Source organism: uncultured Arcticibacterium sp. (assembly GCF_964021845.1).
Lineage (GTDB): Bacteria > Bacteroidota > Bacteroidia > Cytophagales > Spirosomataceae > Arcticibacterium.
This window is the reverse complement of sequence record NZ_CAXHZC010000004.1, coordinates 279,892-301,871: the sequence shown is the minus strand read 5'-3', so window position 1 is coordinate 301,871 and position 21,980 is coordinate 279,892. Positions and strand designations below refer to the sequence as shown.

Annotated in this window: 19 protein-coding genes; 9 read left to right on the top strand and 10 right to left on the bottom strand. The window is 36.8% G+C overall.

Going from position 1 to position 21,980, the window contains the following annotated elements; genetic code table 11:
- The first annotated feature begins 167 nt into the window (after positions 1-167).
- From AADJ06_RS13610 to AADJ06_RS13585, 6 genes are all read left to right on the top strand, one after another.
- Positions 168-764 carry a hypothetical protein gene (locus AADJ06_RS13610; RefSeq protein ID WP_341227017.1) on the top strand — a complete coding sequence of 199 codons (597 nt, stop codon included), beginning with the start codon at positions 168-170 and terminating at the stop codon, positions 762-764.
- Positions 765-982: 218 nt separating this feature from the next.
- On the top strand, positions 983-2,104 hold the full coding sequence (locus tag AADJ06_RS13605) for a 1-acyl-sn-glycerol-3-phosphate acyltransferase (RefSeq protein ID WP_341227016.1): 1,122 nt from the start codon (positions 983-985) through the stop codon (positions 2,102-2,104).
- Positions 2,091-3,161 (top strand): class I SAM-dependent methyltransferase, encoded by a 1,071-nt coding sequence (locus tag AADJ06_RS13600; RefSeq protein WP_341227015.1) that lies wholly within the window; start codon positions 2,091-2,093, stop codon positions 3,159-3,161. The genes AADJ06_RS13605 and AADJ06_RS13600 overlap by 14 nt, the downstream gene beginning before the upstream one ends.
- Positions 3,162-3,201: 40 nt before the next feature.
- Entirely contained in the window at positions 3,202-5,616 is a 2,415-nt protein-coding gene (locus tag AADJ06_RS13595; RefSeq protein ID WP_341227014.1) for a carboxypeptidase-like regulatory domain-containing protein, read from the top strand.
- A gap of 205 nt (positions 5,617-5,821) precedes the next feature.
- The gene (locus tag AADJ06_RS13590) at positions 5,822-8,734 is read left to right on the top strand and encodes a pitrilysin family protein (protein ID WP_341227013.1); all 2,913 of its coding nucleotides are present in this window, start codon (positions 5,822-5,824) and stop codon (positions 8,732-8,734) included.
- A 228-nt stretch (positions 8,735-8,962) separates the two neighbouring features.
- On the top strand, positions 8,963-10,546 hold the full coding sequence (locus AADJ06_RS13585; RefSeq protein WP_341227012.1) for a hypothetical protein: 1,584 nt from the start codon (positions 8,963-8,965) through the stop codon (positions 10,544-10,546).
- Positions 10,547-10,694: 148 nt separating this feature from the next.
- On the opposite strand, the gene AADJ06_RS13580 is transcribed toward AADJ06_RS13585, so the two are convergent.
- From AADJ06_RS13580 to AADJ06_RS13535, 10 genes are all read right to left on the bottom strand, one after another.
- Positions 10,695-11,102 (bottom strand): hypothetical protein, encoded by a 408-nt coding sequence (locus AADJ06_RS13580; protein WP_341227011.1) that lies wholly within the window; start codon positions 11,100-11,102, stop codon positions 10,695-10,697.
- Between the two features lie 194 nt (positions 11,103-11,296).
- Positions 11,297-11,962: a hypothetical protein gene (locus AADJ06_RS13575; RefSeq protein WP_341227010.1), complete on the bottom strand. Its 666-nt coding sequence runs from the start codon at positions 11,960-11,962 to the stop codon at positions 11,297-11,299.
- An 89-nt stretch (positions 11,963-12,051) separates the two neighbouring features.
- Positions 12,052-13,152, bottom strand: a complete 1,101-nt coding sequence (locus tag AADJ06_RS13570; RefSeq protein WP_341227009.1) for a hypothetical protein — start codon at positions 13,150-13,152, stop codon at positions 12,052-12,054.
- Positions 13,153-13,241: 89 nt separating this feature from the next.
- Positions 13,242-13,613 carry a VOC family protein gene (locus tag AADJ06_RS13565; protein ID WP_341227008.1) on the bottom strand — a complete coding sequence of 124 codons (372 nt, stop codon included), beginning with the start codon at positions 13,611-13,613 and terminating at the stop codon, positions 13,242-13,244.
- Between the two features lie 288 nt (positions 13,614-13,901).
- Positions 13,902-14,270 carry a VOC family protein gene (locus AADJ06_RS13560; RefSeq protein WP_341227007.1) on the bottom strand — a complete coding sequence of 123 codons (369 nt, stop codon included), beginning with the start codon at positions 14,268-14,270 and terminating at the stop codon, positions 13,902-13,904.
- Between the two features lie 127 nt (positions 14,271-14,397).
- The gene (locus tag AADJ06_RS13555) at positions 14,398-14,997 is read right to left on the bottom strand and encodes a hypothetical protein (protein WP_341227006.1); all 600 of its coding nucleotides are present in this window, start codon (positions 14,995-14,997) and stop codon (positions 14,398-14,400) included.
- 320 nt (positions 14,998-15,317) lie between these two features.
- On the bottom strand, positions 15,318-16,307 hold the full coding sequence (locus AADJ06_RS13550) for an MBL fold metallo-hydrolase (protein ID WP_341227005.1): 990 nt from the start codon (positions 16,305-16,307) through the stop codon (positions 15,318-15,320).
- 184 nt (positions 16,308-16,491) lie between these two features.
- Entirely contained in the window at positions 16,492-17,961 is a 1,470-nt protein-coding gene (locus AADJ06_RS13545; protein WP_341227004.1) for a M20 family peptidase, read from the bottom strand.
- 69 nt (positions 17,962-18,030) lie between these two features.
- The gene (locus AADJ06_RS13540) at positions 18,031-18,339 is read right to left on the bottom strand and encodes a LytTR family DNA-binding domain-containing protein (RefSeq protein WP_341227003.1); all 309 of its coding nucleotides are present in this window, start codon (positions 18,337-18,339) and stop codon (positions 18,031-18,033) included.
- 199 nt (positions 18,340-18,538) lie between these two features.
- On the bottom strand, positions 18,539-19,447 hold the full coding sequence (locus AADJ06_RS13535) for a TIGR01777 family oxidoreductase (RefSeq protein WP_341227002.1): 909 nt from the start codon (positions 19,445-19,447) through the stop codon (positions 18,539-18,541).
- Positions 19,448-19,606: 159 nt separating this feature from the next.
- On the opposite strand from AADJ06_RS13535, the gene panD reads away from it, so the two are divergent.
- The 3 genes from panD (at position 19,607) to AADJ06_RS13520 (ending at position 21,850) form a co-directional block, all read left to right on the top strand.
- On the top strand, positions 19,607-19,957 hold the full coding sequence (gene panD / locus AADJ06_RS13530; protein WP_341227001.1) for an aspartate 1-decarboxylase: 351 nt from the start codon (positions 19,607-19,609) through the stop codon (positions 19,955-19,957).
- 71 nt (positions 19,958-20,028) lie between these two features.
- The gene (locus AADJ06_RS13525; RefSeq protein ID WP_341227000.1) at positions 20,029-21,018 is read left to right on the top strand and encodes a lysylphosphatidylglycerol synthase transmembrane domain-containing protein; all 990 of its coding nucleotides are present in this window, start codon (positions 20,029-20,031) and stop codon (positions 21,016-21,018) included.
- Between the two features lie 124 nt (positions 21,019-21,142).
- Positions 21,143-21,850 carry a zinc metallopeptidase gene (locus tag AADJ06_RS13520; protein ID WP_341226999.1) on the top strand — a complete coding sequence of 236 codons (708 nt, stop codon included), beginning with the start codon at positions 21,143-21,145 and terminating at the stop codon, positions 21,848-21,850.
- The last annotated feature ends 130 nt before the right edge of the window (positions 21,851-21,980 follow it).

Sequence of the window (21,980 nt, the reverse complement as noted above, 5' to 3'; positions counted from 1 at the left end):
ACCTTTTTATAAGCAGTAGCTATCGACAAACCACTTTAAAACAGCGTTAATGCAAGCTTTTACCCTCTTATAATCTGAGGCTTAACCGTAAAATAAACTACTCCTTTGACAGAAGCACTTCTCAGTAGTAATTTGTAATTTTGACTCAAACGAATAAAACTTATCCCATGAAAAAAATCTTATTATTTATTCTATTAATCGGCTTTACAAGCCTTACGTCCTTTGCTCAAACGCATGCAAAAAAAGGTAAATACGGGTTTCTAAAAGGCGAAAAAATGCTAAATCTGGAGTTTGAATATGACAATATGAATGTTGGCAAAAAAATGACGGAGGACGAGTATGTAGCCAAGAAAGTGGCTGAATATAATGAAGATGAAGCTGGAAAAGGCGAAAAATGGAAAGAGAGCTGGTTTAACTCCAGAGAAGAGCGATATGAACCAAAGTTTATGGAGTTAATAAATAAATCACTCCTGAAAACTGACTTAAAAGCGGATAAAGATGCCGAGGCGAAATATACGCTTATAGTTAAATCACTTTTCACAGAACCCGGCTTTAATGTGGGTGTGGCAAGAAGACCTGCCTATGTAGACTTTGAAATGATCTTCATAGAAACTGCTACCGAAAAAGTGGTGGCAACATACTCGCTTCCAAAAATACCGGGCTCTCAAATGATGGGTTTTGATTATGACGCAGGCACCAGAATAGCTGAATCTTACGCTAAAAGCGGCAAAATGATAGGAGCTTATATCTCTAAAAGTCTGTAAATCATAACTTTATTAAGAGTAAGGCGTGATTCTAAAAGGTATTTTTAGCCTTTTAAAATCACGTTTTTTATTTTACTCTAATTCAAAATTGTCAAATAAGATGATCGGCTTTTCTTGTTTCTTTGCATTGACTACCTTTTAATTGCAAAAGGAGAGATTATTAATTCTGCTATGCAAATCACTTTTTTCAACAATACATGGATTTTGATTTTAAAAAAATGAGCCCTTACACCGATAAGGATGTTTCAAATGTATTACCCAAAATACTTAGCGACCCCTTGTTCGCTGTTATTTCAAAATATCTCTGGCCAGATACTAGTTTAGAAACTCAAATAGAAAAAGGAGAGCATATAAAAACGGTATTGGAATTTCAGAAAGAGTTTATGCACTCGGCCATTAGAACCATTACAGACCGCTCTTCAGATGGTTTAACCTACTCGGGGATTGAAAACCTTGACCCTAAAGAATCATATTTGTTTATAGCTAACCATCGAGATATCCTTTTAGACTCTGCCATACTTCAGACCATCTTGGTAGAAAATGGTTTTGATACCACGGAAATAACTTTTGGTAATAACCTTATGCAAGCTGGCTTTATAACAGAGTTGGGTAAGCTTAACAGGATGTTTACGGTAGAACGAGAAGGTACGGCCAGAGAACTTTATCAAATATCGCAACGCTTATCAGCCTATATCAGAAATACCTTAGAAAATAAGAAAACGTCGGTTTGGATAGCTCAGCGAGCCGGAAGAACTAAAGATGGAGACGACTTAACACAAACGGGTCTTTTAAAAATGCTTGCTATAAGTGGCAGTGGTAGTTTTGAAGAAAAACTAGCTCAACTAAAAATAGTGCCTTTAACTATATCATACGAATATGAACCCTGCATTGACCTGAAGGTACAGGAGACGTATTTATCATCTCTCCATGCTAAATATATAAAAGCAACTGATGAAGATTTAAGGAGTATAGTATCTGGTGTGGTAGAAAATAAAGGAAGAATTCATATGGCCTTTGGTAAGGTTATCCTTAAAAAAGACCTTGCTTTTGAGAGCACTAAAGAAAATGACAGAATTAAGTCCTTGGTCAAAATAATAGACACTCAAATTCATAATAACTATCAACTTTGGCCTATTCATTATATAGCTTATGACCTACTCCATGACAAGAAAACATACTTTAACGAATATTCTGACAAGGAAAAAAGTAACTTTGTGGCTTACGCTAACGAAAAACTAGGAAAGCTAGAGGGAAATAAAGATTCTTTAAGAAATATATTTTATGCTTTATACGCTAATCCTCTCATAAACCAATTAAAGATAAAGAATGGACTTTTTTAAGGAAGACAAGCTAAGTGCCTTAGAATCTATAGAATACGCTCAGTGGATAGCTTTTGCACCAATGGTTTTTCAAGCCAGTAGATTATTGAGAGATAAGGGTATTCTTTCTATTATTCAGAAAAACAGAAGAAAAGGCATTAGCCTTGAGAATATTTGTAAAGAACTCTCTCTTCCAAATTACGCTGTAAGAGTCTTACTGGAATCTGGCCTAGGTATAGGCTTGGTTATTAGAAATGACAATAAGTACAGCCTTACTAAAACAGGTCATTTTTTACTAAGCGATGAGCTAACCAAGGCAAACATGGACTTTACTCATGATGTTTGTTATCAAGCTTTGTTTCATTTAGATGAGTCTTTGGAAACTGGAAAACCAGAAGGATTAAAAGTTTTAGGCAACTGGCCTACTGTTTATGAAGGTTTATCTGAGTTGCCTGAAAAAGTAGCGAATAGTTGGTTTGCATTTGACCATTTTTACTCCGACAATGCTTTTCAGAAGGTCTTACCTTTGGTATTTCAAGAAAAGCCAAAAAAGCTAATGGACATAGGTGGTAACACTGGAAAATGGGCCATAAGCTGTGGAAATTATGACAGCGATGTGAATGTAACTATTGTTGATTTACCTGGTCAGGTAGATATGGCAAAGAAGAACATTGCCGCCAATGGACTTTCTGATAGAATTAGCTTCCATCAAACAGACTTATTGAATCCTACAAATGCACTACCTAAAGGCCACGATGCCATCTGGATGAGTCAGTTTTTAGATTGTTTCTCTGATGAAGAGATAATTTCTATTTTGACCCGCTGTCATGCGGCCCTTACTGATGATGGCTACGTATTTATCATGGAGCCATTCTGGGACAAACAGAAATTTAAAGCAAGTGCGTTTTCTTTACAGCAAACCTCGCTTTACTTCACTGCTGTGGCAAATGGCAACAGCCAAATGTATGAGTCGGCGGTATTTCTCTCGTTCATAGAAAAAGCGGGCTTAGAGGTAGTAGAAGAAATTGACAATATAGGCGTTTGTCAAACTTTGCTAAAGTGTAAAAAACGCAAATAGGCTTAAGGCCAAGGACTAACGAAAAAAGTATCTTTGCAAAATGAGGCATTTTCTTGTCCTACTTCTTTTACTCTCTAATATTGCCTTTGGTCAATTAACGTATCTCAGTGGAACAGTGTTGGAAGTGGGTTCGCAAAAACCGCTTCAGTACGTTAACGTTACACTCCCCGGAACTACCATCGGTACTTCCACAGATAGTTTAGGCCGTTTCTCTATCGATGTAGCAGGTAACACCGACAAGAAAATCCGCTTTTCTATTATTGGACATCAAACCAGAAATTTACGCATTTCTGAGCTTCAAAGTCCAGCAAATGTATATTTACTACAAAGCACTACAAACCTAAACGAGCTCATAGTAAGACCAGATGAAAATCCTGCGTGGGCATTGCTCCGAAAAGTACATAAGAATGCTGACGCCAATAATCCTTTAAAGTATAAGACTTTCAAAGCCGATTTTTATGCCAAAACCAAAATGCATATTACGGACATAGAAAGGAATCCAGAAAAGCCTAAAAAAGACAGCACAAAAAAAGGTTATATGAACCTACTGATGTTAGAAAACATTGGAGGCTTTTATGCCAAAAACGGTCAGCAAAAAGAGGTAGTAAAACATACTATTTCTAATTTACCAAAAATGTTTCCTATAAACCTAGTGTTTATCAATTCCTTAAATCCATTAGGTTTTTATGAGCCTTACTACCGTTTCAGGCCTACGTTTAGTTCTTCTTCTGCCAATGGTCCTGTGTTTGAGAGAAACTATATAAACCCCATTAAACCTGGAGTCTTTAATCAATATGACTTCCAGCTAACCGACACTCTTATCATAGACCAAGACAGTACTTTCTTAATAAAATTTGAGCCAAACCCCGGGAAAGCTTTAGATGCCTTAAAGGGTTATTTAAAAATAAACTCTGACGGTTACGCACTTAGCTACATAGAGGCTCAGCCTGCCGACACTTTACAAGCTCTGCAATTTAAAATTACCCAAGTTTACAGCAAAACTAGCAATAAATGGTATCCAACAACTAGAACAATAGACTTAGATTACCCATATGAAGACAAAGGTAGAACGGCCATGCTCCGTATGGATTTCTCTACCTACTTCTCTAATATTTCTGATAGTATTCCTAATGGTGAAGTGTATTTTGATGGTACCACTAGGCAAATCGACAATACTGCCCATGAGATAAGTAAAGAAGATTTTGATGAGCTAAGACCAAGAGAACTTAACAAAAAGGAAAAGCTAACCTATGCCAAATGGAGTTTTGAAAATAAACCCAAACTAAAGAAAACGGTGGAAGTCTTGGAGTGGCCTTACAAATTAATAGCCCCCACTGGCCCTATCATGCTGATGTTTGACCAGTTTGGTATAAACTATCATGAGAAATTAAGACTTGGTTTGGGCGTTCAAAACAATTTAACTAAAAACCCAAGAATAGGCTTAAGAGCTAGTGCAGGCTATGGACTTGGCGATAAAGCCTGGAAGTACCGTACATCGGCATCTTTTCATATTACTAAAGATAGGTATAACAAAGTAACTGTTTATAAGAGAAAAGACATTAGTCCTCCTGGTCAATTAACATATCTCGGCCATAATTATATAAGCCCATCAGCCAGGTTTATTTACTTTAATCCTAGAGGCTATTTGGTAGACGAGTATGAGAAAACAGGTTTAGCTCTTTATACTAGACCTATCCGCTGGACATGGTTTAGATTTTACGCCGAAAACGATAACAAAACAGCCCTAAACTATGAAATAGATAAAAAAACTGGTCTTAAAACATCATATAGAACCTATGGTTTCAACTTCCGTTTTGCTCCCAGAGAGAGTTATGTAAGGCAGGGGATTTTTGAGACATTAGGAACGCGAAACTACCCTATCATAAATATTAATGCTCAAAAGTCTTTTGACAGAAATAGCAACTCAACTTTTTTTAAAGCTGATTTTGGCATCACCCAACAGTTTCGTTGGAAAAAAATAGGGAGCGACATCCTTACACTTTCTGGTGGCTTGGGAACCGGAAACATCCCTTACACTTACCTTTTTAATAATCAGGGAGTTCAAAGAAAACTCTTTGGTGGAAGTAGCAATGGCTTTGAAACGGGTGACTTGACCCAATATGCCTATAACCAGTCCATTACTTTAAACTGGATTCACAGTTTTGGTAAAAACATCTTCCGTTTGAAAACTAAATGGTCGCAACCAGAAATTGCCATAGGCCACAGATTTGCCTGGAGCAGATTAACCACCGAAACCAGTTCTTCTGAAGTTGACCTGAAAGACTTCTCAAATGGTAACTTTGAGGCCAACCTATATTTATATAACCTTCTTCGTCTTAAAATCTTTGGTGTTTATTATGGTTTAGGTGCTAAAACCGCCTATAATTACTCAAAAGACTTCGTTGGCACTAATAGGTTTGCGATAAGGCCAACTTTTACACTTGCTTTATTTTAAGGCTATTTTGGTCTACTAGTAATCGGCTATAAATAAAATCTACCGTTTAACATTTTTTAGATCTTTCAAAAGTCTTGAATTACTACATTTAAAGCCTACAGCCTTAGTGGATTCACTTTAAGAGAACGAATTTTAGAAAAATCTTGAATGACATAGAGACTGATGAGTATCTTTAAAGAATTATAAAAACGATTAACCTTTAAAAATGAAAAAACAACCGACACAATTTACAAAAATCAGTGTCTTGCTAACAGCTTTATTCCTTAGCGGAATGATAGCCTTACAAGCACAAACAAAACAAGAGCTTAAGATTTCTAAGCTAGAAGCTAAGATTGAAAAAATCAAAGCAACCATGCCTTCTGCCCCTGAAGAAATTAAGGTAGAAATGCCTAAGGCAAAGAAAATAGTAATTCCAGAACCTGTCAAAGGTGCATCTGTAGAGGGAATTACAGAATACACGCTGGGTAACGGCATGAAAGTTTTGCTTTTCCCAGACCAAACACAGCAAACCATAACCGTAAATATTACTTATATGGTGGGTAGCCGCCATGAAGGATATGGTGAAACTGGTATGGCTCACCTTTTAGAGCACATGGTTTTCAAAGGCTCTACCAAGCATACGGATATTCCTAAGGAATTAAATGAGCATGGGGCTAGGCCAAACGGTACCACCTCTGTAGATAGAACGAATTACTATGAAACTTTTAACGCCACAGAAGAGAACTTAAAGTGGGCTTTGGATTTAGAATCTGACAGAATGGTGAATTCTTTCATCAAAAAGGAAGATTTAGAAACTGAATATTCTGTAGTAAGAAACGAGTTTGAAAGAGGTGAAAACAACCCGAACGCGGTACTTTCTCAGCGAATAGTTTCTGCGGGTTTTGTATGGCATAACTATGGTAACTCTACCATTGGTTCTAGAGAAGATTTGGAGCGTGTGCCTATTGACAAGCTGCAAGATTTCTATAAAAAATACTATCAGCCAGATAATGCTATTTTAATAGTGGCAGGAAAAATTGACCCAGCCGCTACCTTGAAAATGGTGAATGAGTATTTTGGAGGTATTCCAAGACCTACCAGAGTATTGAGCGACACATATACTAAAGAACCTGCTCAGGATACAGAGCGAAACATAACGCTTAAACGTGCTGGTGATGTGCAGTTTTTAGGTGCTATGTATCATGTACCTCCTGGAACGCATGAAGATTACGCTGCTATCGATGTTATTTCAGATGCTTTAGCCTCTGCACCCTCTGGCCCATTGTATAAAGCAATGGTTGACACCAAACTAGCTTCTCAAGTTTTTGGATACGCCAGAAATTTAAAAGAGCCCGGTTATAGTTATTTTGGAGCGGTAGTTCCTAAAGATAATGACATTGCAGAAGCCAGAGAAGCTTTCTTAACGGCTATTGACAAGGCTGTAGAGACTGGTTTTACTCAGGAAGATGTAGACAGAGCAAAATCTCAAACAGCTAAATACTTAGGTCAGGTTACTAGAGATTCAGAGGCTTTCTCTAAGATGTTGACAGAGTTTATAGCAAACGGAGACTGGAGAACGTTCTTCCTTTTCAGAGATGCGGTAGAAAATGTAACTTTAGAAGATGTTAACCGAGTAGCTAAAAAATATTTTAAAAGCTCAAACAGAACCGTTGGTCAATTTATACCCACCGAAGCACCAGACAGAGTAAACGTGCCGGAAGCACCAAACGTAGCCGAATTAGTAAAAGACTATAAGGGTAGAGAAGTAGAAGAAATCACAGAGGTTTTTGAAGCTACTACAGAGAATATAGATAACAGAAACACTACTGGAAAGTTAAGCAACGGTATGGAATACGCTTTGCTTTCAAAAGGAACTAGAGGAAACGTTATATCTGCCAGCATGACTATACGAGTAGGTACCAAAGAAAGCCTAACAGGCATAGGCATGACGGATAATCTTACGGCGTCTATGCTAATGAGAGGCTCTAAAAACCTAAGCCGTCAGGCTATCAAAGACAAACTAGACGCCATGGAAAGTTCTGTGAGTATTGGCGGTGGTGGAAACACCATTTCTGTGGGTATCAATACTACCAAAGCTCATTTATCAGAGGTTTTGGCTATAGTAGAAGATGTTCTTAAAAACCCGGCTTTTGATGAAACAGAATTCAGTAACCTGAAAACAGAAATGAAGACGGGTTTGGAGTCACAGGAAAACGAGCCGATGCCTTTGGCCCAGCTGGTTTATAGAAAAACAATGAGCCCTTACCCTAAAGGTGATGTACGCTACGTACCGTCAATTCCTGAGCAATTAGAAATGCTAGATGCTGTTACCATAGATGGTATGAAGGATTTACATAGCAAGCTTTACGGAATGTCTAACGCTACCATTTCTATAGTAGGAGATTTTGACCAAGAGCAAACTTTGAAAGACCTTGAAACGCGTTTTGGAACATGGAATAACCCAACGCCATTTGTAAGAATTGCGAACGATTATATTCCTAACCCAGCTGGTGGCACTAAAATAGAAACACCTGATAAAGCCAATGCCTTAATGTTAGCGGGTGTTAATCTTAAAATGAAGGACAATTCACCGGAATATCCTGCCATGTATATTGCTAATTACTTAATGGGTGGAGGAATGTTAAATAGCCGTTTGGCTGTAAGACTGCGTCAAAAAGATGGTATTTCTTATAGTGCAGGTTCTCAGTTTTCAGCCTCTCCTTTAGATGAGACGGGTTCTTTTATGGCTTACGCCATCTTAGCACCTGAAAACTCTGCAAAGGCAGAAGCAGCTATCAAAGAAGAAATAAACAAAGTAAGAAGCGAAGGTTTTACAGAAGAGGAATTCACAAAAGCCAAAGAAAGCTTATTGCAAGCACACCAACTGTCTCGCTCCAAAGACGGCGAGCTTGCTGGTAAATTAAACGGATATCTGTACTTAGACAGAAAAATGAGTTATGATGCTGATTTTGATAATAAAATGAATGCCACTACTTTGGAAGAAGTAAACAATGTATTCAGAAAATACATAGACCCATCAAAACTCACACTCGTAAAAGCAGGTGATTTTGAGAAGAAATTCGCGGAGAAACCAGCCGAAGAAGCTGCACCAGCAGGTAAAGTTTCTGGAGCGGAATAAGGTATTTAATATTTATTAGTCCCGATAGCTATCGGGAGGAAGAGACTGCCTTTGGGTGGTCTCTTTTTTTGGGGAAAGTTAGGCTGTTTCGGAGTCCCTTCGGAGACTCCGAAACGGGAAAACACTACGGCCCTTAAATGTAAGAAACTACTGACTTCCATGACTTTACCGTAAAATAAAACATTCTTTACATGAGTCTTTTTTTATATTAAATTGCAAAAAAAGGACATGATGAAAACAATATTTACTTCTTTATTTCTCTTCGTTATAATAAGTTCAATAGCCCAGAATGTGACGATTACACCTAGTGGGATAACGCCTGCCTCTGGAGGAGTTCAAAAAATGACTTATGAGCAAATACTAGCTATTTCAGACCCTGAAATTGGTGATATCGTGATTGATATTAGTAATAAAACACTAAGGATGTGGAATGGAACAGAATGGTCTTATTTTCTATCGGCATTAAGTCAAAATAATGTAATATTAACGGGCTCCAGTATTGCGGGTGACAGCATTGAATATATAACTTCCATAGATTTTGATTCTAATAATAATAGATATATCGCAGGAGTTTATACTGGCTCCATAATTTTTGGAACAGATACGCTCTATCACTCTGGAGGTACATTTACTACTTTTTTGCTTAAACAAGACTCAGAAGGCGTAATTCAGTGGTTTAAAATCTCCACAGGAAGTGGAGGCTTGATTCCTTGGAAAATGAGGATAGACTCAAATGATAATATATTTATTGCCGGTGATTTAGAAGGTGAAGTAAACTTGTGGGATGCGGGTGGTACGCTCACTAGTGACGGAGCCAATGAAGATATTACGGTTATTAAATTAAATAATAACGGCATACCACTCTGGAACAAAGTTTTTGGCGGTAGCCAGGTGGATAATCTAGTAGCCATAGATTTAGATGGCGTTGAAGATCTGGTAATAACAGGAAAGTTTAGAGATAAGGCAGATTTCGATGGTAATAGTTTAACCAGTTTGGGAAATACGGATACGTTTATTGCCAAACTTAGTAGTAGTACAGGTGGTGTTTCCTTCTTAAAACAGCTAGGAAATGCGTATAATGTAGATGTTTATGATTTAAAAGTAAACTCGGCAGGACACTATATAATTGCCGGAGAATATGGAGACGTTTTGAATGCAGGCAGTTTTACCTTACCAGCCCCAAGCTTATATAATAGCAACTTCTTTTTACTAAAGTTAAACCCGGTACTGAATAGCTACCTTGAAGGTGAAGGCTTTGGAAACAGTGATGGTAATAGCGGTTTCTTGCTTATTGATGATGACGACAATATTTATTTCAGTGGAGTTACTGAAGATTCTTTAAATACAGGAAATTTTAGCACTAGAATCCCAACAAGTTCAAATACTAAGACCGAGCCTGAAATTGCTTTTATACTGAAACTATCAAATGATTTTGAATATGAAGACATCTTTTACTATGAAGGTGCTTTTCTTTCATCCATTCGTATGGCAATGAATAATGAAGGAAATATCATGACTGGATTTCTGACTAGTTCTTTTATAAGGCTGGGTAACAGCTCTTATTTTTCAAATAAATCGGCTAAATCTATACTAGGAGAAATAGATCCACATCAAGGCATATTACTTTGGTCAGATGAAATAATTGGTCAGTCAAACACGCTCGATTTAAAAATAGATACCGATGGGAATGCATGGGCAGCGGGAATAAATGGTGGAGACCTGAGGTTTGGAAATACTCATTTAATTGCACCACAAAACTATTTTGAAGACCCTGGTCAGATTGATGCTTTTATAATTAAGGTAGTGAAATAAATGGCAGTTTTGATATACGTTTAAGCTATACTATGGTGTTGGTATTCGCCGCATTGGCATAATTCATATTGTGATGTTTTTATTGAAGAGAGTTGGATGGCTATTTCGGAGTTCCTGAGGTCCTCCTTTCGGTGGATAGCTCTAAAAGTCATCTTGAACTCGGAGAAAGTGTTATTGAAAAAATAGGTTCATCAAGTATAAATTCTAATTGAATTTTATAAATTCTTCCATTTTCATAGTTCCGCCATTCCACATCTGAAATAATGACAAAATCCTTATTAAACAATTTCACAAATTCATTGGCTCCATTTTCCATTTCTGGTATAAGTGTCTGTCTGAAAACTTTATCATTAACATCTAGCATCCAAATCATTTGATATTGATTTTCATATAGTACTGATATTCGGCTTGTAGAGTCCGTTAGTTGAGATTCGGTAAATTCTGTATTAGTACTTTTCAAACCAGATATTACGTTTTCTTTCGTATCTCCAACAGAGAATTGAGAATAACCAAAAGTGAATTTGATTAAAAAGAAAAATAGAATTGTCAACCTCATTTTATTAATCGTTTTTTAGTTCTCATGACTCTGAATGTTTGGTATATGGGAAGTGCCACAGTAAAAATCGATAAACTTTCATAAACATAATATCAATCTGAAGATTGACAAACATTCCTACGAAGTCAAACCAGTCTACCGACAGGTAGGAAGACTTCGCAGAGCGGACAATAACTTGTTACCTGCTGTATTTCTTACTTTGTCACCTGTGCCCACCAATTCTTTTCATCACTCCAAGTCGAATTTGAAGTTTTGTCCAAAAACACCTTTTCATATTTTTCTATGTCGTTTATATCATATAGAAAACAAGTGTCAGGAACACTACCACCAACTGTTATAACTCTAATGGTCTTCTTGTCTGTAAGTAATTCAGCATAAATTCTTGTATTGTCATTGATTTCTCGTACTGCGGCATAATGTCCGTTCAAGTTAACACTATTCAGTTCAGATTTACATAAAAAGTCCATTTCGTACTTCTTATAGTCAATATGAGGATGTCTGTTCTTACTTTCAAGTGTCTTACCCCAGATGAAACTGTAGTGGTCTACGAGTTCTAAGAAATCATTTTCGTATGTAATTGGTTTGTTATTGAAAAAAACACCTACGGTGTCAATACTATTAATTTTTGTATCAGCATAATCATTAGTTCCAGTGTCATTTAGAATTTCAACTTGAACAATTTTATGTTCAAAAATGTGCTCCAGCTCGTTTGGATTAATAATAAAACTTAATCTGTCACCTTTTTTATAGTGCCACAGACTTTGCTCTTCGAAACCATCTAAACCATCAAGTCCAAACTCAGCACCTATTGTTAAGTCGGGAACGTCCCCAAAATATTGCCCAAATTTTAGTAAGCTCATTTTAATATTGCAGCTAACGGAATTGTGATATCTGGCGGATTTGGCGATAGCCAATCTGACATGATCATCACGTGTTATGCGTAGGATTTTCAACAATCATACGCTTTACTTTCTATGATTTTATTTCCAGTTATTCGTTCTAATTTAGCGACAATATTTTTAGTTTCTTCGCGACTGTGATCATCAATTATCTTAAGGTCACCAATATATAAAGTTGAATATCCAGATCCTTTAGCAGGTAATGTGTTTGTCCATCGTATTTTCATATTTTGATTTAATTCTACACTTTCATATTTGTTAGCTAAGTACCAGTTATTTGTATTCGAGAAGTGAATAAAGCAAATTTCGTTTTCCCTTAGATTATTTGTAATAGTATCTGGAGTTATTAATATTTGTCGATCATAAAATCCGTTTATCGCTGTTGACACAAATTCTGTATTAAACGATGAATAATGGCCAAGTTCATATTGGCATGACCACATTTGATTTTGTTTAGTTTGGTATTTGCTTATTTCTGTATTAGTTTCTTTAGTTTCAGCATTTAAAGTTTTTGATTTAGTGAATAATTCACTGCCATATTTGTTAAAGAGTAACTCCACGTCTCTCAATATGGCATACAGATTAATCTTTGTTATTTTATTTGTATCGATTGACTGTTGAATACCTAATCCAAGATCGTAGTCATTAAGATGCCAAAAAGTCTTTGTGTTATAATGAGAATTACCCTTTATCCTATCTGGCACATAAGTTGGGTCTATCATATTCTGATTAATAAATTCAACTATTTCTTCAAATTCGATGTCATCTAAATCAATTTCGAATTCTACTCTGTTTATAATTCTGTTCGGACTTATGCTATGAAATTCTCCTTGTATGATTTTAAATCCTAAGACTTCTTCAATATCCCCTTTTGCTTTAACAGATTTTGAGTATTTGTTTGCATTTATTTCAAACGTAATTTCTGGATACAAATCATTAAGGTCTTCGATTGCTAATCCCCAATCAAATTTTTTACGATTTATATATAGTGCTGTGTTTTTCATTTTTTTCTTACGCATAACATTTGTATATACGCCATAATGCCCAAAACATTCGTATATATCGTTAATGTCAGCAATGCTTATTGTTTGTAAGTACTTGTAAACGTTTGTAATTAAATTAATTCTCTGCTTTAACACCACAAATTCCATACTTTAAACCATACCACCAAACCCATTTATTATATGGTCATTATTGGGTAATGAGAGAATCATACAAAGTAGAAAACATACCTTACTCCCTACCTATGCTGGTCTATAAGAATATTATTCCCGTCTGGGTCTGTTAGGGTGATGTGTGCTGGACCAGTGGTGGTTTCGTCTGCTTCGCCGGTTAGTTCTATGCCCTGTGCTTTGAGTTGGTTTTGTATGGCTCTTACATCATCAAATTCCTCTAAGTTTTGTGCATCGCTATCCCAACCAGGGTTAAAGGTGATGATATTGCCTTCAAACATGCCTTGAAAAAGACCTATAACCGTATTCTCATTTCTGAGGACTATCCAGTTTTGGTCTATGTTTCCGCCTTTATAAGTAAAGCCTAGTTTTTCATAAAAGGCTTTCGATTTATGAATGTCTTTTACGGCAAGGCTAATGGAAAATGCTCCTAGTTTCATGGTGTTTTTATTTAATTGCAATACAAATTCCGCACTTTATTTGAGTTTTGCAAGTTGGGTATTCAGTGTTATCCTCGGAGTCCCTGACGGGGACTCCGAAAGGTGGAAATACTTTGAGAGGGTAAATATCAATCTGAAGATTGACAAACTATTTCTCCGAAGTCAAAAAGACTTTGCAGAGCGAGACTCAAAAGAACCGAAGCCCTACTTCGCTGCATTCGAGCCTAATTGTTGTAGTGCGTTTTTTTAGTTCAGATTGGGTATTCCACCCCATTCCATTTCCTTCTATTAAAATTCAAAATCCTTAATCGGTGAAGAAATGTCCATCAAAGTTCCGTTCGGGTCTTTCAATAATAAACGTCTTTGTCCGTAAAATGTATCGGTCGGTTCGCTTATGATTTCAAACTTTTCCGATTCAGCAATCTTAAATATTTCGTCCGCATTATCAACTACGAAAGTCACGTAAAATCCTTGCGGGTTGTTTTGGAAATCTTTTGGCACAATTTCATTCTTTCGGTCAATTATGCCCAATTCGAGTTTTTTGTCTTTTGAGATTAAGTGTACGAACCAATCACTATCATAATCCACGTTAAAGTCGAACAGTTTGGTATAAAAATCCCGACTTTTCGCTAAGTCGTCCGAACAGATATTGGTCATTATTCGATTAATTTTTATCGATTTTGTTCAAATTTCGTTTGTTTCTTTTAATGCACTACAGCGGTGAGTACATGCGGCGTGCGACGTCAGGAGCATGATCGTCATGTACATTGTTATCTCCTGGCTTTCATTTTCTGGTTTTATTCAATTCTTCCATATCGAAACCTTTTAAGTTCAATTCTAAGAAATTCATTTTATATTCATCTGTCACAAAATGCATAAATGGCGTTGAAATGTCCTTGATTTTAAATAGTGGTGGATATTCAAGGTCTTCTCCAAATTTTGCTGTTCGATAGTCATAATACTCAAGTTCACCGTATTTGATAGTTTCTGACGTATTTCTGTCAACACAATCAAAATAGCCTTTTACGTAAAAACCTGAGTAATTTAGATTTACCTGTTCACTGTTCTTTTTATTAATTATCTTAATTGGAAATTTGGTGTATTCATATTCATAAGTATTTATCAATAGTTCAATAAAATTATTGTTCAGGATAGGAAGTCTGAAATCACTTTTCAGCCAACTAAATTTATCTAACTCTTCAAATTCAATTTTGTCTGTTACAAAATCAAGCTTTTTCGGCATCGAGGCGATCTCTTTAAGTTCTTTTATTTCTTTTTGGACTTTTCTCCAATTGTATTCACTCGTTCCATCAAGAGTGTAGTGTATCTGTTCTTCATGATACTTTAGTTTCTTTTGAGATGGTTTAGCTGTATATAATTTCATTTCTATCTTTTCTGCTTGGAGATAACATTAGTATATATCTACCTTTTATCTTTTCTAAAGGTGCGTCTATTTCTTTTATCTCAGCAATGCTTACCAGATTGTAAATGCTTGTAAATGGTTATTCATTTACTTTGCAGCCACAAATTCAAAACTTTACCCCAGTAAAACAAACCCATTTATTATACGGTTGTTATGGTTGTTATGGTTGTTATGGTTGTTATGGTTGTTATGGTTGTTAAGATATACTGTAAGTAGTTCATTCCAGACTTTATATTTCAACCCTTTTTTGCTGTTTTTTTTGTCTCCCTTAACTAACTAAATCACCACCACATTCTTTCTGGCAACCAGCTATACCCTTTTCCTTTTTTATTGATATAACCTAAACCCGGCCAAGGAATATGGAAGCCAAAACAACGCATCCTTTTTTCTGCCGCCATAGAAAATATTCTTTCTCTAGACGCAATAGCCACCGCTGGGGAGTGGTCTAGCTTAACGGACCAAGCAGGGTTCTCAAACATTAAAACAGGATTATGAGATAAATCCACTATATGAAGTAAAGAATCATTTCCAGAGGTAATCTTATAAACCGCATGACCAGGCGTATGCCCAAAACCATTCTCTACGGTCACTAAATTTTCAAATAATACACTTCCTGTTTTCACAGTTTGTATCTGGGGAGCGAGTATTTCAAATTGCTTTTTAGCATGCTTCACCATACCAGGAATCCAAGATGGATTTCTGTTAGATTTAGAAAAGTCTGGATTTGTTTGTCGCCAAAAGTTAAACTCCTCTTGGGTGGTATAAATAGCGGCATTAGGAAACATCAGTTTACCGTCTGGCCCTATGAAACCATCAATATGGTCTCCGTGAGCATGACTTAAAAAGCCAGCCGTCACATCATTTTTATCAATGCCAATAGCCGCTAAACCTTCCTGAAACCAACCTCTTTCAGTGTTATCTACTATGCCGTAACCCGCATCAAAAATGATGACCTCTTTACCCTTTCTAATGACCAATATATTTATGTACATCGGTAAAAAACTAGGGTCTTCATGATTTGACAGCATAGCTTCCCGCATTTGGGCATGAGAGCTGGTGGGCTCCATAAGGTCTAAACCGGCATCAAAAAGCATAAAACCATCACTGATAGACCATGCTTCTAATTCGCCAATCCGAAAAGAATAAATGTGCGGATTACGTTTAGTCACCAAATCATTATTTGCCAAACCAGGGGCCGTTCCCATAGCAATACCGCCAGCGGTGAGTCCCATTTTCTTTAATAGATTTCTTCTTGAGATATCCTTATTCATAGTGTATAATTCTTAAGGGTTGAATGCTATAAGCAAGATATGTATTATGAAAGTGGAGACAAATTAAAAAGATTAATTTGAGCTTAATTTGTTCCTTTTCGAGGAAGCAACAGAAAGTCAGAAACACCTATCAATTCTAAAACCAGCGAAATAAATGCTTTAAGCAGCCATAATTAAAGTATCCCTACTGCGAAACATTCATAATAAGCTGATGATAAAAACGGATGGCATCTTCAAGTTCTTTAACGGGTATGGCCTCGTTTATTCCATGAAAAGATTTGATGTTTTGCTTATGAAGCTTAATGGAGGCAAACCTATAAATATCATCTGTAATAGCTCCATAATGGCGTGAGTCTGTTCCGCCAATCACTAAATAAGGACTTACTAAGGTGCCTGGAAAAACCTCTAAGAGCGTTTTCTGAATTGCCTGAAAACCCATTGTTTCTGTACTAGAAATCTTTGAGGGTTCTGTTATGAAATTTCCACCTATTTCTACGGAAATACGTTCGTCGTTCACTGTTTTCTTTACTCTTTCTAAGACAGTACTTGAACTTTCACCAGGAAGTATCCTAAAATTGACAGAGGCATTTGCTACAGGCGGTAGCACATTCTCTTTCACGCCACTATGAAATATGGTGGGTGCTGTGGTGGTTCGCACGTTTGCGTTTCCTTGAGGTGTACTTTCAGAAACCGCTATAAATAAAAAGCCTAAAAGCTTTTGATTAGCGGCTACCATCCTGGTAGTAAAAGGAAATTCAGACCCTAAATATTCTAGCATCTTCCCTACCACAGTCGGTATTCTAGCAGGAAAGGGATTATTCTTTAATTTGACTATGGCATTTGATAGCACATCTATATTTGTTTCTTTATCGGGTTGAGACGAATGACCACCTTCTAAAGCTACTGACAACTCCACCGTGACAAAACCCTTCTCTGCCGTACCTATTAAAGCCACATCTTTTTCAATGCCAGGCACTAAGCCCTGAGAAATGGTTCCTCCCTCGTCCATCACAAACTCGAGCGAAACATTTTTCTCTTTTAAATATTCGGCCATGACCATAGCACCATTAACTCCGCCAATTTCTTCATCATGACCAAAACCCAAATAAATTGTTCTTTTAGGTATATAATTACTTTTCAATAAAAGCTCCACAGACTCCATTATTCCTATCACGCCAATTTTGTCATCTATAGTGCCGCGTCCCCAAATGGTATCATTCACTATTTCGCCGCCAAAAGGAGCATGCTTCCAATTGGATAAATTAGCTTCTACCACGGGCACTACATCTAAATGAGCAATAAATAGAGTTGGTTTTAAACTCTTGTCTGACCCCTCCCATTTATAAAGATGGCTATAACTGTTAAAGGTTTTTTCCTCTAAAAGTGAGTCAACAAACGGATAGGTTTCCTTTATAAATATATTGAATTGGTCAAAAGCCAAGGAGTCAAAATCAGCCGCATTTTCGGGTGAAATGGTCTTTATTTTTATGGCATTTGAAAAGTTTATTTTTGAGAGAGGATCAACCTTTATCTTTTCTATTGTCCCAAAAGTAAGCTGTTTTGATTTGAGCGTTAAGGTATTAAATACCAAAAATGCTATAAAGATTAGGCATACTGCCAATAAGCCTAAAAGCGTCTTTTTAAATAGTTTCATGGAGTGCAATGTTAATTGATTATTCAATGCATTCTAAAAATACCATTTAAAATTAAAAGCAGAGTTGTTTTAAGCCAACAATGCCCTTATAGTGGCTGATTTTCTGCGTGGTACCGCCAGTTCTTTTTGATTGCTTAGTTTAACAAATGTGATTCCCGAGCGAGAATCTATGCCTTTGATATAAGAGATGTGAACCAAGTGCGAGCGGTCTATTCTGATAAAATCTTTATTGGCAAAAAGCTCCGCAAATATTTTTAGGCTATAGCCCGAAATCATCTTCCCCCCATTCTTAGTATGAATAATGGTGTAGTTAGAATCTGCTTTGAGATGTGTAATCTGGGCAGGCAGTAAGTCGTGGACAAGTTTTGGCCTTATCATTCGGTTATTTATATACGTCAATATATTTATTAGCAATTCCCTTGCCATTAATGGCTTAGCTAAAACCTTATATAAATAACCTATAAATTCGTCAAGCTTAAAAACACCAAATCATTTCCTTTTCTGCCGCTTATCCCAAAGAATAAAAAGCCATATCAAACCCCCAACAAAAAACAGTAATACTGGCCAAGACATATTCTTAAGATTTATAAATTTCAGTTAACGCTTGCTCTAAATTAGGGAATTTGAACAGGAAACCTGTGGATTCTATCTTGGAAGCACTCACTTTATTTCCTCCCAGCACCAGCTGAGCCCTATCCCCTAAAATCAGTTTTAAAACAAAACCCGGTACTTTAGGAGCCCAAATCGGCCTTTTTAGCACTTTGCCTAAAACAGTGACCATCTCTTTATTTTTAACGGGCTTTGGAGCCACAGCATTAAACGCACCCTGAAAGCTAGCATCCATGCTACTTTGATAAAAAAGCTGACATAAATCATCTGTATGAATCCAAGAAAGCCATTGCTCTCCATCTCCTAAGGCAGAACCTACACCAAGTTTAACAGGAAGAGCTAATTGAGGCAGAGCCCCACCGTCTTTATCCAACACTATTCCTATTCTCAGTTTTACGGCACGGCTCTTTGTTGCATTCGCAAAATCATTTACAGCCCCTTCCCATTTTATAACTACTTCCGAAATATAGTCTTGCCCTTTTTCACTCTCTTCTGTCAGTTCCATCTCCCCGGTATCAAACCCATAAATGCCCACGGCAGAAGCCGAGACAATGGTTTCAGGAAAATATCCCTGCTCTTTAAACTTTTTAGAAAGTAGTTCTAAAGGTTTCACTCTAGAGTCTATAATTTCCCTTTTTCGTTCATCCGTCCATTTTTCATCTGCTATGCCCGCCCCAGCTAAATGAATTAGACAATCGACATTTTTTAAAGCTTCCGCTTCAATTTTACCTTTGCCTATATCCCATTGGTAATATTCAATATCGGCATCTTCTCTTTTGCTTCGTGACAAAACAGCCACTTTATGCCCTTCTTTCAGTAATAATTTGCAGAGCTTTTTCCCTAAAAGTCCACTCCCGCCAGTGATTAGATATTTCATATTTAAATATACGAGATAGCCCTTAAAGAGATTCTTAAAACTTAAAAAGCTGTATGATATCTGCCAAACATCGGAATTAATTCTACCCTTATATGGTTATGAATTCAGCTAAGGATTGCTAATTTTGTAATCCTTTTGGAGCAAACAAAACCATAGATAATGTTAGTTAACGTTTTCAAATCTAAAATTCACCGAGTTAAAGTTACTCAGGCAGAGTTAAATTATGTGGGTAGTGTCACTATCGACGAAGACATGCTAGACGCTGCTGGAATCAAGGAAAATGAGAAAGTGCAGATTGTAAACAATCACAACGGCGAACGCCTAGAAACTTATGCCATCAAAGGTAAAAGAGGTTCTGGGATTATTTGTTTGAATGGAGCGGCAGCTAGAAAAGCTCAGCCAGGTGATATAGTTATTATCATTTCTTATGCTTGGATGACTCCAGAAGAAGCTTCAGCTCACAGACCAATCGTGGTTTTCCCTGACGAGAATAACAGAGTAGTTAAATAATATAGGCATTCTTTTTGAAGGTCAATTTCATGTACTTTTGTACAGAAATTGACCTTTTTACTTTCCTGATAATGAATATCAAAAACATTCTCAAATATTTCATTTCTGTTTCTATTGCAGGTTTCTTACTGTGGTTTGTGCTAAAAGGAATAGACAAAGATAAACTCTGGGAAACCATCAAAAACGCCAACTATTTTTGGGTGGCACTCTCCGCAGTTATGGCTATTTTGGCTCACTGGAGTAGAGCATATCGCTGGAAACTGATGTTACAGCCATTGGGCTATGACCCATCTGCTTTTAAAAGTACCATTGCGGTTTTGATAGGTTATGTGACCAATTTGGTTTTGCCAAGAGCAGGGGAATTTGCCCGTTCGGCTAGTTTAAAAGACTTAGAAGACATTCCTTTTGAAAAGTCTTTTGGAGCGGTAGTAGCAGAAAGGGTTATAGACGTATTTGTACTGCTCTTTTTAATTTGTTTAAACCTTATTCTAGAATTTGATAGGCTTAAAGAATTTTTCATTGATCTAGTTGGAGATAAAATAGGTAACCCTTCAGTTATCATTGGAGTCTTAGCTTTTCTAACTCTTGGAGCATTCTTAGCTTGGAAATGGATTCTAAGAAATGACGCTATCTTGGAAGGGAAATTTGCCCTTTACGGTAAAATCAAAAAAGTGGTTTTAGGATTATGGTCTGGCTTCACCAGCATTAAAGACCTTAAAAACCCAAAGGCTTTTATAGGGCACACCATACTTATATGGACGCTCTATTATTTCATGACCTATTTCTTATGCTTTGCCATTCCTCAAACTGCTGATATTAGTCCATTAGCTGGTTTAACTATCTTGGTGATGGGCACTATTGGTATGGCAGCACCCACTATTGGCGGAATTGGTTCTTATCACTTTTTGGTTGGTAAAATAGTGAGCCTTTATGGGCTAAACCCTCAAGATGGTATCACCTTGGCCACATTCTTACATACCATGCAAGGTATTATTTTTGTCCTAATCTTTGGTTTGACAGCATTGGCTATTTCGTTTTTTATAAAGAGAAAAACCCAATAATCCTGATTTTAGGCCGTTAGCCATTAATTAACATATCAGCGGGAATTCGATACATAAGATTTTCGTTATATTGATGTACTGATAGAAAATAATTGTACTATTAATAAATAATTAAAGAACGCACATGCACCCAATTATCATTTTAAGTTTTGTTTTTATGGGAATTAGCTGGTTAGTATCTAACAGGCTAAAAGGTAAATTCAAAAAATACTCAAAAGTAGGTTTGAGCAATGGGCTCAGCGGAGCTGAAATAGCTCATAAAATGCTTACCGACAACGGCATAAATGATGTACGAATAACACAGGTTAATGGACAATTAACGGACCATTATAACCCTCAAAATAAAACGGTAAACCTAAGCTCTGATGTTTACAACGGAAGAAGCACTGCCTCAGCTGCCGTAGCTGCTCACGAAGTAGGGCACGCCATACAGCACGCCACCGCTTACGCTGCTCTTAGGTTAAGGTCTACTTTAGTGCCTGCAGCCAGTGTAGCTGGTAAAGTAATGGGTATGTTAAATATGTTCTTATTCATGGGAGGTTTTTACATGATTACGCAGGGTTCTGCCATGGGAAATATGCTTTTGATTGTACTTATAGTGGCCAACCTAGCCATCACAGCATTTTCATTAATTACACTTCCTGTAGAGTTTGATGCTAGTAATAGAGCTCTTAAATGGATGGAGTCAAGAAATATAGTGAACCGCCAAGAACACGCTCAAGCAAAAGATGCTCTTAAGTGGGCAGCCATGACTTATGTGGTAGGTGCTTTAGCCGCTGTAGCCAACTTGGCTTACTATGTTATGCTTTTCTTAGGCAGAAGCGACGACTAAGACTAGCTTCATATATATATTTAAGGAGGGCTTCGGCTCTCCTTTTTTGTGTTTTGTTTATTTTTTCTCCTGATTCAGCTCCCGCTGATTTCCTTTTGCTTCACTGTAATAACTACACTTTACTCCCGCA

Coding starts and splice junctions, on each gene's coding strand:
- AADJ06_RS13610 (WP_341227017.1), top strand. CDS start 168: ATGAAAAAAATCTTATTATTTATTCTATTAATCGGCTTTACAAGCCTT.
- AADJ06_RS13605 (WP_341227016.1), top strand. CDS start 983: ATGAGCCCTTACACCGATAAGGATGTTTCAAATGTATTACCCAAAATA.
- AADJ06_RS13600 (WP_341227015.1), top strand. CDS start 2,091: ATGGACTTTTTTAAGGAAGACAAGCTAAGTGCCTTAGAATCTATAGAA.
- AADJ06_RS13595 (WP_341227014.1), top strand. CDS start 3,202: ATGAGGCATTTTCTTGTCCTACTTCTTTTACTCTCTAATATTGCCTTT.
- AADJ06_RS13590 (WP_341227013.1), top strand. CDS start 5,822: ATGAAAAAACAACCGACACAATTTACAAAAATCAGTGTCTTGCTAACA.
- AADJ06_RS13585 (WP_341227012.1), top strand. CDS start 8,963: ATGATGAAAACAATATTTACTTCTTTATTTCTCTTCGTTATAATAAGT.
- AADJ06_RS13580 (WP_341227011.1), bottom strand. CDS start 11,102: ATGAGGTTGACAATTCTATTTTTCTTTTTAATCAAATTCACTTTTGGT.
- AADJ06_RS13575 (WP_341227010.1), bottom strand. CDS start 11,962: ATGAGCTTACTAAAATTTGGGCAATATTTTGGGGACGTTCCCGACTTA.
- AADJ06_RS13570 (WP_341227009.1), bottom strand. CDS start 13,152: ATGGAATTTGTGGTGTTAAAGCAGAGAATTAATTTAATTACAAACGTT.
- AADJ06_RS13565 (WP_341227008.1), bottom strand. CDS start 13,613: ATGAAACTAGGAGCATTTTCCATTAGCCTTGCCGTAAAAGACATTCAT.
- AADJ06_RS13560 (WP_341227007.1), bottom strand. CDS start 14,270: ATGACCAATATCTGTTCGGACGACTTAGCGAAAAGTCGGGATTTTTAT.
- AADJ06_RS13555 (WP_341227006.1), bottom strand. CDS start 14,997: ATGAAATTATATACAGCTAAACCATCTCAAAAGAAACTAAAGTATCAT.
- AADJ06_RS13550 (WP_341227005.1), bottom strand. CDS start 16,307: ATGAATAAGGATATCTCAAGAAGAAATCTATTAAAGAAAATGGGACTC.
- AADJ06_RS13545 (WP_341227004.1), bottom strand. CDS start 17,961: ATGAAACTATTTAAAAAGACGCTTTTAGGCTTATTGGCAGTATGCCTA.
- AADJ06_RS13540 (WP_341227003.1), bottom strand. CDS start 18,339: ATGATAAGGCCAAAACTTGTCCACGACTTACTGCCTGCCCAGATTACA.
- AADJ06_RS13535 (WP_341227002.1), bottom strand. CDS start 19,447: ATGAAATATCTAATCACTGGCGGGAGTGGACTTTTAGGGAAAAAGCTC.
- panD (WP_341227001.1), top strand. CDS start 19,607: ATGTTAGTTAACGTTTTCAAATCTAAAATTCACCGAGTTAAAGTTACT.
- AADJ06_RS13525 (WP_341227000.1), top strand. CDS start 20,029: ATGAATATCAAAAACATTCTCAAATATTTCATTTCTGTTTCTATTGCA.
- AADJ06_RS13520 (WP_341226999.1), top strand. CDS start 21,143: ATGCACCCAATTATCATTTTAAGTTTTGTTTTTATGGGAATTAGCTGG.